This is a genomic window from Tepidamorphus sp. 3E244 (assembly GCF_046159835.1).
Lineage (GTDB): Bacteria > Pseudomonadota > Alphaproteobacteria > Rhizobiales > Tepidamorphaceae > JACKJK01.
Genome location: NZ_JBJXCY010000002.1, coordinates 770,149 through 784,059 on the forward strand (window position 1 = coordinate 770,149; position 13,911 = coordinate 784,059).

Annotated in this window: 12 protein-coding genes; 2 read left to right on the plus strand and 10 right to left on the minus strand. The window is 63.2% G+C overall.

Features of this window, described 5'->3' with window-relative positions:
• Positions 1-87 precede the first annotated feature (87 nt).
• Positions 88-1,152, minus strand: a complete 1,065-nt coding sequence (hemH, locus tag ACKTEK_RS12525; RefSeq protein WP_409165634.1) for a ferrochelatase — start codon at positions 1,150-1,152, stop codon at positions 88-90.
• A 223-nt stretch (positions 1,153-1,375) separates the two neighbouring features.
• Here hemH and ACKTEK_RS12530 point away from each other — a divergent pair, with 223 nt between their 5' ends.
• Positions 1,376-1,828: a two-component system response regulator gene (locus ACKTEK_RS12530; RefSeq protein ID WP_409165635.1), complete on the plus strand. Its 453-nt coding sequence runs from the start codon at positions 1,376-1,378 to the stop codon at positions 1,826-1,828.
• A 73-nt stretch (positions 1,829-1,901) separates the two neighbouring features.
• On the opposite strand, the gene ACKTEK_RS12535 is transcribed toward ACKTEK_RS12530, so the two are convergent.
• Positions 1,902-2,327 carry a response regulator gene (locus tag ACKTEK_RS12535; protein WP_409165636.1) on the minus strand — a complete coding sequence of 142 codons (426 nt, stop codon included), beginning with the start codon at positions 2,325-2,327 and terminating at the stop codon, positions 1,902-1,904.
• A gap of 135 nt (positions 2,328-2,462) precedes the next feature.
• On the opposite strand from ACKTEK_RS12535, the gene ACKTEK_RS12540 reads away from it, so the two are divergent.
• Complete coding sequence (locus ACKTEK_RS12540; protein ID WP_409165637.1) at positions 2,463-4,487, plus strand: ATP-binding protein; 2,025 nt, start codon at positions 2,463-2,465, stop codon at positions 4,485-4,487.
• A gap of 20 nt (positions 4,488-4,507) precedes the next feature.
• On the opposite strand, the gene ACKTEK_RS12545 is transcribed toward ACKTEK_RS12540, so the two are convergent.
• The 8 genes from ACKTEK_RS12545 to ACKTEK_RS12580 all read right to left on the minus strand — a co-directional run bounded on the left by ACKTEK_RS12545 (position 4,508) and on the right by ACKTEK_RS12580 (position 13,616).
• Positions 4,508-5,737 carry a phenylacetate--CoA ligase family protein gene (locus tag ACKTEK_RS12545; RefSeq protein ID WP_409165638.1) on the minus strand — a complete coding sequence of 410 codons (1,230 nt, stop codon included), beginning with the start codon at positions 5,735-5,737 and terminating at the stop codon, positions 4,508-4,510.
• A 21-nt stretch (positions 5,738-5,758) separates the two neighbouring features.
• Positions 5,759-6,448, minus strand: coding sequence for an SDR family NAD(P)-dependent oxidoreductase (locus ACKTEK_RS12550; RefSeq protein WP_409165639.1), 690 nt, complete (start codon positions 6,446-6,448; stop codon positions 5,759-5,761).
• Positions 6,449-6,452: 4 nt separating this feature from the next.
• Entirely contained in the window at positions 6,453-7,274 is an 822-nt protein-coding gene (locus tag ACKTEK_RS12555; RefSeq protein ID WP_409165640.1) for an ABC transporter ATP-binding protein, read from the minus strand.
• Positions 7,275-7,372: 98 nt separating this feature from the next.
• Complete coding sequence (locus ACKTEK_RS12560) at positions 7,373-8,665, minus strand: ABC transporter substrate-binding protein (RefSeq protein ID WP_409165641.1); 1,293 nt, start codon at positions 8,663-8,665, stop codon at positions 7,373-7,375.
• Between the two features lie 75 nt (positions 8,666-8,740).
• Positions 8,741-9,817, minus strand: a complete 1,077-nt coding sequence (locus ACKTEK_RS12565; RefSeq protein ID WP_409165642.1) for a branched-chain amino acid ABC transporter permease — start codon at positions 9,815-9,817, stop codon at positions 8,741-8,743.
• Between the two features lie 4 nt (positions 9,818-9,821).
• Entirely contained in the window at positions 9,822-10,823 is a 1,002-nt protein-coding gene (locus ACKTEK_RS12570) for a branched-chain amino acid ABC transporter permease (protein WP_409165643.1), read from the minus strand.
• Positions 10,824-10,839: 16 nt separating this feature from the next.
• The gene (locus ACKTEK_RS12575) at positions 10,840-11,643 is read right to left on the minus strand and encodes an ABC transporter ATP-binding protein (protein WP_409165644.1); all 804 of its coding nucleotides are present in this window, start codon (positions 11,641-11,643) and stop codon (positions 10,840-10,842) included.
• Positions 11,640-13,616, minus strand: a complete 1,977-nt coding sequence (locus ACKTEK_RS12580) for an AMP-binding protein (RefSeq protein WP_409165645.1) — start codon at positions 13,614-13,616, stop codon at positions 11,640-11,642. The genes ACKTEK_RS12575 and ACKTEK_RS12580 overlap by 4 nt, the downstream gene beginning before the upstream one ends.
• Positions 13,617-13,911 lie beyond the last annotated feature (295 nt).

A 13,911-nucleotide genomic window follows, 5' to 3' on the forward strand; every position in this document is an offset into this window, starting at 1 on the left:
GCTGCAGGGCGTGCCGGAGACACATCCGCAATCGGTTCTCAACCTTGCGGAAGCTTATCCACCAGAAAGGCCGATTTGTGAACCGGTTTACAGCCAGCCCGCAAGCTCGCGCCGGGCGATTGTCTCGATGACCGCCATTCCCTCCGGGCTGTCGTTGAGGCTCGGCAGGAAGGCGAAGTTCTTGCCGCCGTTCTCGTGGAAGATTTCCCCGCCTTCGCCCGCGATCTCCTCGAGCGTCTCGAGGCAGTCTGCCGAAAAGCCCGGCGTCAGCACCGCCATGGACTTCACGCCCTCTTTCGCCAGGCGCTCGATGGTCTTGTCGGTGTAGGGCTGCAACCACTCTTCGGGACCAAACCGCGACTGAAACGTCACCAGCAGCTTGTCGTTGCTCCACCCCAGCCGCTCGCGCAGCAGCCGCGCCGTTTTCTGGCAGTGGCAGTGATAGGGGTCGCCCTTTCGGAAATAAGACTGCGGAATGCCGTGGAAGGACGTGAGCACCACCTCCGGCTTGAAGTCGAGCTTGGCGAGCGACGCCGTCACCGAGGTCGCCAGCGCGTCGATATAGGTCGGATCGTCATGGTAGGCCGGGGCCGTGCGCACCGCCGGCTGCCAGCGCATCTCCATGAGCGATTCGAACACCTTGTCGTTCACCGTCGCAGTGGTGGCCGCCGCGTATTGCGGGTAGAGCGGAATAACGAGAATGCGTTCGCACCCGCCCGCCTGCAGGCCTTCCAGCCTGGAGGCGATCGACGGATTGCCGTAGCGCATGGCCCAGTCGACCTCGATCTGGGACGACCGCTTCTCCAGCATCTCTGCAAGCTTTTCGCTCTGGCTGCGCGTGAAGGTGCGCAGCGGCGACTCGTTGCGCTCGTGGTTCCAGATCTCCTCGTAGGCCTTGCCGCTCTTCTGCGGCCGAACCGAAAGGACGATGCCGTTGAGGATCGGCCACCAGATGGCCTTGGGCCATTCGATCACGCGCTTGTCGGAGAGGAACTCCTTCAGGTAGCGGCGCATCGGCCAGTAGGCCGTGCCGTCCGGCGTACCGAGATTGACCAGCAGAACGCCGATCTTACCAGCGTTCACCGGCGGATGGTCCTCCGGAAGGCGCAGGGGCGTGCCGGCGAAGCTGTTGGCCGAAGCGATGGTATTCATGGAACCCCCCGAGGTGGCGTGGCATGCGGACTGTCGCGTCTACGCATGCCGGTGCTATTCGGTTCTGTTTGTACCCGCCGCCCGTGAATCGATGCAATCGGAGCGCGGCCGGAATGTCTGCGGCACATTCGCAATTGGTTGAACAACGTGATTTCTTTTACGCGCTGTTAACCAGCCACGACGACATTAACGCTGCGGAAAAATGGAGTCAGATGGAGTCAGTATGAGTGAGCAGCCCAACATACCTGCCGGTGCCCATGCGCTCGTCATCAATGACAGTGCGTTTGCATGCCAGCTCCTGAGCACGATGCTGCGTCAGATCGGTTTCGACGAGGTCGAATCCGTCGATAACTGGCGCGACGGTGTGCATCGGACCCTGGAAACCGCGCCCGCTCTCGTTCTGCTGAACTGGTCCCTGCCGGAAAAATGCGGTGCCGACGTGCTGCACCTGCTGAAAGCCTGCGATCACCCGTTCGAATATTCCCCCGTCATGGTGACATCGAACGCGGCAACGCGTGATGCCATCGTCGCATCGGCCCGCGCAAACGCGGCAGGCTTCATCGTCCAGCCCTTCGCACAGAAGACTCTCGCCACCCGCGTCGCCCGCATCCTCGGAGCCGTGAAGCCCTCGGCCAGAACGGACGACTCCGCAAGCCAACTGCGTCACGCCGGCTGACGCCAGCCAGCGAGTTTCTTTCATTCGAGGCGGAAATTGCCGAGGCTGGCCGATCATTGGCCGGCTATGCCTGTCAGGACAGGTTGTATGGCTTGGCGATGTGAAACCAGAAATCGGCGATCGCGTTGACGATCTCACCCATGCCTTCCAGTGAATCCACCTTGGTCACACAGGCATTCGCGCCTTCCTGGTAGGCCGCCTGAATGACTTCAGGATCCGAACTCGTCGTCAATACGACGACCGGCAGCGGAAAGAACACGGGGTGCGCGCGCAAGGACTGAATGAATTCATGCCCGTCCATGACCGGCATGTTCAGGTCCAACAGAACCAGGTCCGGCAGACCTTCCGAGAACAGGTCTTCAAACGACGTGATGTGATCGAGGGCTTCCTGGCCATTCGAAACCACCTGAAGTTCGGCATCGATCGGGGCGCGTTCAATTACGCGGCGAACCAAGAATACATCATCGGGGTCGTCTTCAACGAGCAGAATTATCGCCATCAAAAGCCTGTAGGCGCGGGATAACTGAAGCTGCGCAGGCAGGCATCATATCATGTTCCGTTGTCGCAGCACATGGTCAATAAATCCTTAACGCCTTGCCGCCACAGTGGTGCCTCAACGATCTCGGGCCTGCTCGTGAAACGGACCTACTCACATCGTCTGGAAATGTGCCCTGCCTGCCGGCTCAAGCCGGACGGGACGATCCTGCACGCCAACCCGGCCTTTGAGGAAATCTGCGGCGTGGTCGATGCGTTCGGCGAGGTCAACGTGCTCGACCTGGTCATCGAGAGCCAGCGACCGGCCCTGTCGGAAGCGATTGCCGCCACCGCAGCGCAGATGGAGCCGCGCCACATCGAGACCGAGCTGGCTGGCGACGAGCGCACCGACCCGCGACAGGTCGTGTGGACGCTGACGGGCATCGGCGACGAGGTGATCGTCACCGGGCGCGACCTGAGCGAGGTGTATGCCTACGAGCATGCGCTCGAACGGCTCATCTCGCTGAAGCATGACACGACGATCTCGCTCGACCAGAGCATCCCGCGCATCCTCGAGATCGCGCACCGCTTTCTGGGCATGCGGTTCGGTCTGGTGAACAAGCTTCTCGGCAATCAGATCGAAGTGACGCACCTGGCCGATCCCGAGCGTGGCCTCTACGAGGGCATGCGCCTGCCGCTGGAGCAGACCTTCTGCTCCTACATCATCGCCTGTGACCGGCTCGTCGCCATCCGCGACACCGAGAAACAGCGCCCCAACGGCTTTCCCGAACATCCCTTCAATTCCCGTATTCGAAGCCTTCTCGGCGTGCCGATCTACGTCAGTGGCAGGCTGTACGGCGCGCTGCTGTTTGGCGACGACAAACCACGCGAAACCAACTTCACCAACGACCAGCGCAACCTGCTGTCGCTGACGGCTGAATGGCTCAGCCACGAGCTCGCAGCACGCGAGCGCACGCAGGCCGCCGAGGCCAGCGAGAAGCGCTACCGCAACCTGTATCGCCGCACGCCGGTGATGATGCACTCGGTCAACTGGAACGGGCGGCTGGTCGAGGTCAGCGACACGTGGATCGACAAGCTGGGATATACTCGCGATGAAGTAATCGGCCGTGAACCGCTTGAATTCATGACCGACGATTCCGCGCTCAAGGCCATGGCCAAGCGCGTGTCGGGCAGCGCCAGCAACATGCGCGACTGGCATGAGGAATACCGCTTCCGCCGCAAGGACGGCTCCATCATGGAGGTCGAGCTGTCCTCCATTGGCGACTGGGCGGAAGCCGCCGCCCTGCCGCCGATGCAGCACCAGCGCAATGGTCGCTTCAACGATGCCCCGACCGTCTTTGCGCAGGAAACCTCGCTCTGCGTCCTCGTCGACGTCACCGAGCGCAACAGCGCCCAGCGCAACAACATCGCCGCCAATGCCGAACTGCGCCGCGCCAACGAGGATTTGCGCCGGTTCAACCTGATCGCCTCCCACGACCTGCAGGAGCCGCTGCGCAAGATCCGCACCTTCGCCTCGATCCTTAGCCGCGAAGCCCCGCAGAACATGTCCCTCGACGGAGCCTATGCGATGGGCGCGATCGTGCGCTCGTCCAAGCGCCTGTCGACGCTGATCACCGACCTGCTCGAATACGCGCGCGCCGACCAGGCAAGCCCGCTCGATGACGAGATCGACCTGCACGCCGTGGCCCAGTCCATTGCCCGCGTCGTGTGTGCCGAACACGCCGTCGAGCGCGCGGCCTTCCGCATCCGCGCTCTGCCGCAGGTGCGCGGCAGCCGGGTGCAGGTGGAGCGTCTGCTCACCAACCTGTTCGCAAACGCCATCAAGTATCGCGACGCGAGGCGCAAACTGGTGGTCGAAGTGTTTGCACAGAGCGACGCCGAGCAGGTGCGCATGATTGTCCGCGACAACGGCATCGGAGTACCGGCCGCTCACCGCGAACGCGTGTTCCAGCCGTTCCAGCGGTTGCACTCTAAGGGTCCGGTCCCCGGCAGCGGCATGGGCCTGGCGATCTGCCGCAATATCGCAACCCACCACGGCTGGGCGCTGTCCACCGAGGACGCGCCCGACATCGGCACGGACTTCACGCTGGCCATTCCGCGCTCCAACGTGATCGAGCGACCGAAAAGCCCGGCCGAACCCGGCGAGCAAGACCGCGCGGCCTGACGCGCGGCCACGCGTTGCATTCAGGTGTTGTAGTCGCGCTGGTCGTCGATGACCTTGCCGTCATTGGGCAGCGATCCCGGTTCGCTGATGGCAACCGCCCCCTTCAGGTTGGTCACCGCCTTCAGGCTCTCGGCAACCGCGGCTTCATCTTCACCGCCCGCACTTTCCGCCTTCAGCAGCATGACGTCCTGCGCCCCGTCGCGGCTGATCTCCAGCCGCAGCTTGCCAAGGCCCGGATGCCGCCTGGCGATGGCCGCAACCTGCTCGGGATCGACGAACATGCCCTTCACCTTGGTGCGCTGGTCGGCGCGGCCCATCCAGCCCTTGATGCGGGTGTTGGTGCGCCCGCACGGGCTTTCACCCTCCATGATGGCCGACAGGTCGCCGGTGCCGAACCGGATGAGCGGGTAATCGGGCCGCAGGACCGTGACCACCACCTCACCCACCTCGCCGTCGGGAACGACTTCGTCGGTGCCGGGCCGCACGATTTCGAGGATCATCCCCTCGTTGAAGATCATGCCCTCGATGGCATCCGACTCGTAGGCGACGACGCCGAGATCCGCCGTCGCGTAGCACTGCAGCACGTCGACGCCGCGCTCCTTGTACTCCGCCCGCAGCGAGGGAAAGAGCGCGCCGCCAGAGACGAGAGCCCGCTTGAAGCTGGAGACGTCGGCACCCGTCTCGGACGCCTTGTCGAGAATGATTTTGAGGAAATCCGGCGTGCCCACATAGGCAGACGGCCGGTAGGCCGATGCAAGCGTCAGTTGGCCTTCTGTGTTTCCGGGTCCTGCCGGAATGACGCTGACGCCCAGCGCCCGGCAGCCGCTGTCCATGATGAAGCCGCCCGGCGTCATGTTGTAGGAAAAGCAATTCAGCGCGACGTCGCCCTTGCGCAGCCCCGCAGCATGCAGCGCGCGCGCCGCGCCGAACCAGTTCGCGCCGCGCCCTTCCGGCTCGAAGACCGGTCCGGGTGAAAAGAACAGCCGGGCCGGCGTCTCGCCAGTGGCGGCAAATCCGCCAAAGGGCGGATTGTCCGCCTGCCTTGCCATCAGCTCCGGCTTGCGCAGCACCGGCAGCGTGGCAAGCGCCTCGCGGCTGGTGATCGTGCCGGCATCCACGTCCGCGAGGCGGTCGCCCCATCCCGAGGCACCATCCCTTGCCGCGGCAACGAGATGCGGCAGGGCTTCGAAAAGTGCCGCCTCGCGCTCTGACGCGGAGCGTGTTTCCAGGTCGTCGAAATGTTCGGCCATGTGCCTGCCTCGATTGACGTGTCAGTCGTCCCAGCCGATGCGCGTGCAGTCGCGGAAATAGGCGCCCGTCGGCCCATCGTCGGGAAGCGTTGCGAGAAAGACGGCCGTCTCTGCCGCCTGTTCCGGCTCGCGCGGGGCAGACGAGCCGCCCATGCGCGTGTTCACCCAGCCGGGACACATCGCGTTGATCTTCACGCCGCGGCCCGCTTCGCCCGCCGTCTTCACCGTGATCGCGTTCAGCATCGCCTTGGTGATGCCATAGGCGCCCGGCCCGAGCGAGGTCAGCGAACCCCATTGCGACGAAAGGTTGACGATGCGCCCGTAGCCGCGCTGCGCCATCTTTGGCGCAAGCTTCTGGATCAGTTGGAGCGGCCCGACCGCGTTCGTGCGCACGCTCTCCATGACCGCGTCGATATCTATGTAGAGCAGGCGCTCGCCTTCAAGGATCGCGGCGTTGTTTATGAGGATGTCGACCTGCGTGCCGCGCGGCTCCAGCGAGGCGAGCGCCGCATCCACCGACGCCGGGTCGGCGACGTTCATGTTGAGGGTCTCGCAGGTGCCGCCGTCGTGCCGGATATCGGCAACCACGGTTTCGGCATTGTCCGGGTTGCGGACCCCCAGCACCACGGTCATGCCCTGAGCCGCCAGCGCACGCGCAATCGCCGCGCCGATGCCGCGATTTGCCCCGGTCACCAGTGCGGTGCGCGCCATGGGCTCAGTTCAGCCAGCGCTTGCGGCGGCGGTAGCTTTTCACGTTCCGGAAGCTGGAATGCGCGTCGCCACCGATGCCGAGGTAGAATTCCTTCACGTCCTCGTTTTCGCGCAATTCCTTCGCGGCGCCGTCGAGCACGATGCGCCCGCTTTCCAGGATGTAGCCGTAGGTCGCGTATTTCAGCGCGATATTGGTGTTCTGCTCCGCCAGCAGGAAGGTCACGTTCTCATTGGCGTTGAGCTGCTTCACGATCTCGAAGATTTCTTCCACCAGCTGCGGCGCGAGGCCCATGGAGGGTTCATCCAGCAGGATCATGTCCGGACGCGCCATGAGCGCGCGCCCGATCGCGCACATCTGCTGCTCGCCGCCGGAGGTGTAGCCGGCCTGGCTCGACTTGCGTTCGCGCAGGCGCGGGAAATAGTTGTAGACCTTCTCCAGGTCTTCCTTGATGGCGGCATTGCCGTCCTTGCGGGTATAGGCGCCGGTCAGCAGGTTTTCCTCGATGGTGAGGTGACCGAAGCAGTGCCGCCCTTCCATCACCTGGATGCAGCCGCGCTTCACGAGGTCGTTCGGGGACAGGTCGTGGACCTTCTCGCCCTTGAGAATGATGGACCCCTTGGTGACGTCGCCGCGCTCGGCCCGCAGCAGGTTGGAGATCGCCTTCAAAGTCGTCGTCTTGCCGGCGCCGTTCGCCCCCAGCAGGGCAACGATCCCGCCGCGCGGCACGTTCAGCGACACGCCCTTCAACACGAGGATCACGTGGTTGTAGATTACCTCGATATTGTTGACCTCGAGCATATTCTGCCCGTCAGCGCTGTCAGACATGGGCTGTCCCCGTCATTGCCATCGACCGATTGTATTTGCTGCAAGCGACGCCCGGCGAATGAACCGCCGGGCGCCTTGTTTCAGGTGCGGCGCGGGCCTTAGCTCGCGCAGCGCATCTCGAGGTTGTTCTCCTTGGCGTAGGCCTCGGAGTCTTCCATGATCAGCGCATCGACCACTTCGCGGTCGGCCTCGATCATGCCCGTGATGATGTTCCACTTCTTGGCATCGGCATCCCACTGCTGGATCATGCCGAGGCCCGGACCACCATGGGCTTCACACGAGACCTTCACCGGAACGGTGAACTCCGGCAGGCCAAGCTCCTCAAGGCGCGCTTCGTCCACGTCCAGGGCTTCCATGCCGTCGCGCATCATTGCCGGCGTGATGTCCTTGGTGTCGTGGATTTCCATTGCCTTGCGGGCCGCTTCCACGGCCCACATCGCGGCCACAATACCGCGGTTGTAGAGGACCGTGCCGTGCTGGTCGCCGGCACCGGCCGCCTTGCCCTTGTCGTAGACGTGCGTCTTCAGATCGTCGTAGATCGGGAAGTCGTCGCCCACGCCGTGGAAGGTGATGGCCTTGTAGCCGTCGGCACCGGCACCAGCCGGCATGACGTCGTTTTCAGACGCCGACCACCACACGCCGATGAAGTGATCCATCGGGAAGCGAATGTTGGCGGCTTCCTGGATGGCAACCTGGTTCATCACGCCCCAGCCCCACATCACGACATAGTCGGGACGGTCGCGGCGAATCTGCAGCCACGTCGACTTCTGCTCCTGGCCGGGATGGTCGACCGGCAGCAGCATCAGCTCGTAGCCGTGCTTTTCGGCAAGCTTCTCCAGCGTGCGGATCGGCTCCTTGCCATAGGCGGAGTTGTGGTAGACGAGCGCGATCTTTTTGCCGTTCAGGTCACCGCCTTCTTCCGAAGACACGTACTTCACGATGATCGAAGCGGCGTCCCAGTAGGTGCCGGGATAGTTGAAGACGTTGGAGAAGACCTTGCCGTTGGCAGCCGACGTGCGGCCATAGCCCATCGAGTGGATGGGGATGCCGTCGGCGGTCGCTTTCGGGATCAGCTGGTAGGTGATGCCCGTGGAAAGCGGCTGGTAGACGAGAGCGCCTTCACCTTTGGTGGACTCGTAGCACTCAACGCCTTTTTCGGTGTTGTAGCCGGTTTCGCATTCGATGAGGTTGATCCTGGTCCCCTCGACGCCGCCATCGCGCTCGTTGATGAGCGTGAAATAGTCGGCGTAACCGTCGGCAAACGGAATGCCGTTCGGCGCGTAAGGTCCGGTGCGGTAGCTGAGCGAGGGGAACACCAGTTCGGCGGCTGCCGGTCCGGCTCCAATCGTCAGCGCCAGTGCGGCTGCTGCCGCGAGTTTGGCGATCTTCATTTCCATCCTCCCTTTATGATGGATGAGCTTGTGGCGCATTTTCACGCCGTTGTTGCCCCTGGCCATTTTGATGTTTCAGTGCGGAAATGGCCAAAGCCGCAGCTTCTCCTTGGTCGTGCGCCACAATTGGGCGAACCCGTGTGGCTCCACGATAAGGAAGAACATGATGAGCCCGCCGACGATCACCAGTTCCAGGTGCGCGGCGATATCCGTCGGCCATCCCCAAAGGCCGACAAGCACGTTTTTCAGCAGCACCGGCAGCAGGACGATGAACCCCGCGCCGAGGAACGATCCGAGGATCGAGCCAAGCCCGCCAATGATGACCATGAACAGTGCGCGGAACGACTGGTTGATGCCGAAGGCTTCCGTCGGCTCCACGGCACCGAACCAGATGGTGAAATACATCGCGCCCGCGATGCCCACGTAGAACGAGGACACCGCGAAGGCCGAGAGCTTCGCGCGCAGCGGTTCCACCCCGATGATCTCGGCGGCGATATCCATGTCGCGGATCGCCATCCACTGCCGCCCGAGCCGGCCGCGCGTCAGGTTGCGCGCAATCCAGGCAAAGACGAACACGACCGTCAGCGCGACGAGATAGGTCGCCCAGGGCGGCGCGCCGGGACCCGTCACGGGCACGCCGAACATCAGCCGTTCCGGCGCGGTGATCTGGCCTGAAGCCGAGTAGTTGTAGAACCACGGAAACTTGTTGAAGACCCACACCAGGAAGAATTGCGCGGCAAGCGTCGCCACCGCCAGGTAGAACCCCTTGATGCGCAGCGATGGCAGGCCAAAGATCATGCCGACCGCTGCCGTCACCCCGCCGGAAAAGACGATCACGATCAGGATGTTCAGTTCCGGGAAGGCAGTCATCAGCTTGTAGGAGGCATAGGCGCCGACCGCCATGAACCCCCCGGTGCCCAGGCTCACCTGCCCGCAATAGCCAACGAGGATGTTCAGGCCGAGTGCCGCCATCGACCACACCAGGAACGGGATCAGGACCGACTTTTCCCAGTAGTCGTTGATGAGCAGCGGCACGATGAAGAACGCGAACGCGATGAACGTCCAGAACAGGAAGCGTTCCGACTTGATCGGGAACGTCTGCTGATCGGCCCGGTAGGACGTCTTGAAGTCGCCAGCCTCGCGGTAAAGCATCGCCCTAGATCCTCTCGATGATCTTGTCGCCGAACAGCCCCTGCGGGCGGAACATCAGGAAGAACAGCGCCACCACGTAGGCGAACCAGTTCTCGATGGCACCGCCGACGAGCGGGCCGATGTAGAGTTCGGCGAGCTTCTCGCCAACGCCGATGATGAGACCGCCGACGATGGCGCCGGGAATGGAGGTGAAGCCGCCGAGGATGAGAACCGGCAGCGCCTTCAGTGCGATCAGCGACAGCGAGAACTGCACACCGGACTTCGCGCCCCACATGATGCCCGCGACCAACGCCACGAAGCCCGCGATGGACCACACCACGACCCAGATCGTGCGCAGCGATATGCCGACCGACAGCGCCGCCTGATGATCGTCGGCCACCGCGCGCAGGGCCCGGCCCATGCGCGTGTATTGCGAGAACAGCGTCAGCCCGACCACCAGCACGACGGCAACGATGGCCGCCGTCACGTCCAGCTTGTCGATGTACATGCCGTAGTAGTCGGCACCCTCCGCCGCCCACTCGCGGGTGACGTCCTCCAGCCAGAACGAGCCGCCGGTGGGGATGCCGACATCCAGCGTCTTCACGTCCGACCCCCACATCAGATCGCCCAGTCCTTCGAGGAAATAGGCCAGTCCGATGGTCGCCATGAACAGGATGATCGGCTCCTGATTGACGAGGTGCTTGAGCACGAAGCGTTCGAGGATGAAGGCCAGCGCGATCATGACCACCATCGTGCCGGCGATGGCGAGCACGGCGGGCAGGCCGGCGCCCCAGTTGTGGATGTCAGTGCCGAAGATCGCGTTGATGAGGTGCGAGAACGGTACCTGGCCCGTCATCAATCCGACCAGCGTCAGCGCCGCGAACAGCGCCATCACGCCCTGGGCAAAGTTGAAGATGCCGGACGCCTTGAAGATCAGCACGAAGCCGAGTGCCACCAGTGCGTACATGACGCCGGCCATCAGGCCGTTCAGCACCGTTTCGAGGAAGTAGAGGAATTCGGGGCTCATTGCTGTTTCCCTGGCCTCAATCGTGCGGAACGCCGAGATAGGCGTCGATCACGTCCTGGTTGTTGCGGACCTCGTCCGGCGATCCGTCACCGATCTTCTTGCCGTAGTCGAGGACGACGACACGGTCCGACAGGTCCATGACGACGCCCATGTCGTGCTCGATCAGCGCGATGGTGGTGCCGAACTGGCTGTTCACGTCGAGGATGAAGCGGCTCATGTCCTCCTTCTCCTCGCGGTTCATGCCCGCCATTGGCTCGTCCAGCAGCAGCAGGCGCGGCTCGGCGGCCAGTGCCCGGCCAAGCTCGACGCGCTTCTGCAGGCCGTAGGGCAACCGCCCCACGGGGGTCTTGCGGATGTGCTGGATTTCGAGGAAGTCGATGATCTTCTCGACCGCCTCGCGGTGCTCGGTTTCCTCGCGCTGCGCCGGCCCCGCCCACATCGCCTGCCACAGCAGGTTGCGGTTCATCAGCGTGCCGCGCCCAGTCATGATGTTGTCGAGTGTCGACATGCCCCGGAACAGGGCGATGTTCTGGAAGGTGCGCGCGATGCCGTTCGTCGCGGCATGGTGCGGACGCATCCGTTTCCGCTGCACGCCCTCGAAGGTGATGGTGCCTTCCTGCGGGTGATAGAAGCCGTTGATGACGTTGAGCATCGACGTCTTGCCGGCACCATTCGGTCCGATGATCGCGCGGATCTCGCCGGTGCGGATATCAAACGAGATGTCGGAGATCGCCTTCACGCCGCCGAACGACAGCGAGATGTCGTCGACCTCGAGCAGCACTTCGCGTTCGGAAGCCGGCAGGCTTTCCACGACGCTCATTCCGCCGCCTCCTTCATTTCAGGTGCAGCGAAGCGTTCGGCATTGCCCACCTTCACCCGCGCCGACAACTGGCCCTTGCGCCCGTCCTCGTAGGTGACCTCGGTGGTGATGTCGGCTTCCTTCACGTCGGAGTAGAGCGCGTCGATCAGCGGACCGTAGCGTTCGGCGATGTAGCCGCGCCGCACCTTCTGCGTGCGGGTCAGTTCGCCGTCGTCGGCGTCCAGTTCCTTGTGCAGCACGAGGAAGCGCGCGATCTGCGATCCGGCCATGCGCGGCTCCTCCGACAGGTCCTTGTTCACCTGCCGGACGTGGTCTTCCATCATCGCGTACACCTGCGGATGGTTGGCCAGTTCCTGGTAGCTCGCGTAGGAGACGTTGTTGCGCTCCGCCCAGCTGCCGACCGATTCCAGGTCGATATTGAGGAACACGCAGACCCTGTCGCGCGCATCGCCGAATGCCACGGCCTCCTTGATGTTGGGGAAGAACTTCAGCTTGTTCTCGATGTATTTCGGCGCGAACAGCGACCCGTCCGTCAGCTTGCCGACATCCTTGGCCCGGTCGATGATCCGCAGGTGCCCTTCGGTGTCGAAGAAGCCGGCATCGCCGGTGTGCACCCAGCCATCCTCGGTCTTGGTGGATTTCGTGGCCTCGTCGTTCTTGTAGTAGCCGGTGAAGACGCCCGGCGAGCGGTACAGCACCTCGCCATCATCCTCGATGCGGATTTCCACCTCGGGCGCCGGCCGGCCCACAGTATCGGCGCGGATTTCCCCGTCCGGCTGCATGGTGATGTAGACGCTCGCTTCCGTCTGTCCGTAGAGCTGCTTCAGGTTGAGGCCGAGCGCCCGGTAGAAGCGGAAGATTTCCGGCCCGATGGCCTCGCCCGCCGTGTAGCCGACCTTCAGCCGCGTAAAGCCCATGCGGTTCTTGAGCGGGCCGTAGACGAGGATTTCGCCCAGCCGGTAGCGCATCCGATCGGCAAACGAGACCGTCTCGCCGTTGAGAATGCGCTCGCCAACTTCGCGCGCCACCTTGAGGTAATGGTGGAACATGCGCCGCTTGAAGGGGCTGGCATCTTCCATGCGAACCATGATCGCGGTCAGCAGCGTCTCGAAGACGCGCGGCGGCGCAAAGAAATAGCTCGGCGCGATCTCGCGGCGGTCCTCGTTCACCGTGTCCGGGCTTTCGGGGCAGTTGACGCAGAAGCCGGCCGCATAGGCCTGCCCGTACGAGAAGATGTGATCGCCCACCCACGCCATCGGCAGGTAGGCGATGATCTCGTCGTGCTCGTCCAGCTTGTCGAAGACGTTGCCGTTGGCAGCGCTGATCAGCACGTTGTCATGCGTCAGCATCACGCCCTTCGGCTTACCCGTCGTCCCGGAAGTGTAGAGCATCACCCCAAGGTCGGCACCCTTGCCCTTGTTGATGCGCTTGACCCAGGCGCCCGCCACGCCGGAGTCACTCTCCATCAGCGAACGCCCGCTCGCCTGGATGGAATCGAAGGAATGCAGGGTGGAGTGATCGTAGTTCTTCAGGCCGCGCTCGTCGTCGTAGATGACCTGCGTCAGCATGGGCAGCTTGTCGGCAAGCCCGATCAGCTTGTCGACCTGCTCCTGATCTTCAACGACCGCCAGCGAGACTTCCGCGTGCTGCAGCACGTAGACCATCTCCTCGGCAACGGAGTCCTGGTAGATCGGGATCGGCACCGCGCCCAGCGCCTGCGCCGCCGCAAACGTCCAGTACAGGCGCGGACGGTTGTGGCCGATGATCGCAACCCGGTCGCCGGCCTTGACGCCAAGCGTCTCCAGCCCGAGCGAAAACGCACGGACCTCCTCCAGCATCTGCGCCCATGTCCAGGTCTGCCAGATACCGAGATCTTTTTCGCGCATGGCCGGGCGCGTCGCGAATTTCTCCGCGTTGCGCAACAGCAATTTGGGAAACGTGTCCTCAGCCAAGCGGGCTGGTTCGCTCGCCATCCTTGGTTCCCACCCTTAGCCGGGCAGCTTTGCGCCGCCTCTGATTTCAAGCCGGGTTTTCCGGTCTTGTGCGTCCCATTGTTTCTGGAACTGCACTGGTGTTTCCATCTTAGACTGAAATTTTCGGCGCGCACCAGCACTCGCTTGACAGACAAACCCTGCCCGCTAATGTCATCTGGCCGAAAGAGCGTATTTCAAGATCGCTCCGGTCCTGTGACCGCAGTTTTCCCTGCGATTTGCTTCCATTTTTGCAAATATTCGCGCTCGCTTGTGCGCGCAAAGACATGCGGCGAGC

Excerpts from the sequence above, each read along its gene's own strand:
- ACKTEK_RS12565 (WP_409165642.1), bottom strand. The coding sequence starts at position 9,817 with ATGCTTTACCGCGAGGCTGGCGACTTCAAGACGTCCTACCGGGCCGAT.
- ACKTEK_RS12560 (WP_409165641.1), bottom strand. The coding sequence starts at position 8,665 with ATGAAGATCGCCAAACTCGCGGCAGCAGCCGCACTGGCGCTGACGATT.
- ACKTEK_RS12555 (WP_409165640.1), bottom strand. The coding sequence starts at position 7,274 with ATGTCTGACAGCGCTGACGGGCAGAATATGCTCGAGGTCAACAATATC.
- ACKTEK_RS12550 (WP_409165639.1), bottom strand. The coding sequence starts at position 6,448 with ATGGCGCGCACCGCACTGGTGACCGGGGCAAATCGCGGCATCGGCGCG.
- ACKTEK_RS12535 (WP_409165636.1), bottom strand. The coding sequence starts at position 2,327 with ATGGCGATAATTCTGCTCGTTGAAGACGACCCCGATGATGTATTCTTG.
- ACKTEK_RS12530 (WP_409165635.1), top strand. The coding sequence starts at position 1,376 with ATGAGTGAGCAGCCCAACATACCTGCCGGTGCCCATGCGCTCGTCATC.
- ACKTEK_RS12575 (WP_409165644.1), bottom strand. The coding sequence starts at position 11,643 with ATGAGCGTCGTGGAAAGCCTGCCGGCTTCCGAACGCGAAGTGCTGCTC.
- ACKTEK_RS12580 (WP_409165645.1), bottom strand. The coding sequence starts at position 13,616 with ATGGCGAGCGAACCAGCCCGCTTGGCTGAGGACACGTTTCCCAAATTG.
- ACKTEK_RS12570 (WP_409165643.1), bottom strand. The coding sequence starts at position 10,823 with ATGAGCCCCGAATTCCTCTACTTCCTCGAAACGGTGCTGAACGGCCTG.
- hemH (WP_409165634.1), bottom strand. The coding sequence starts at position 1,152 with ATGAATACCATCGCTTCGGCCAACAGCTTCGCCGGCACGCCCCTGCGC.
- ACKTEK_RS12545 (WP_409165638.1), bottom strand. The coding sequence starts at position 5,737 with ATGGCCGAACATTTCGACGACCTGGAAACACGCTCCGCGTCAGAGCGC.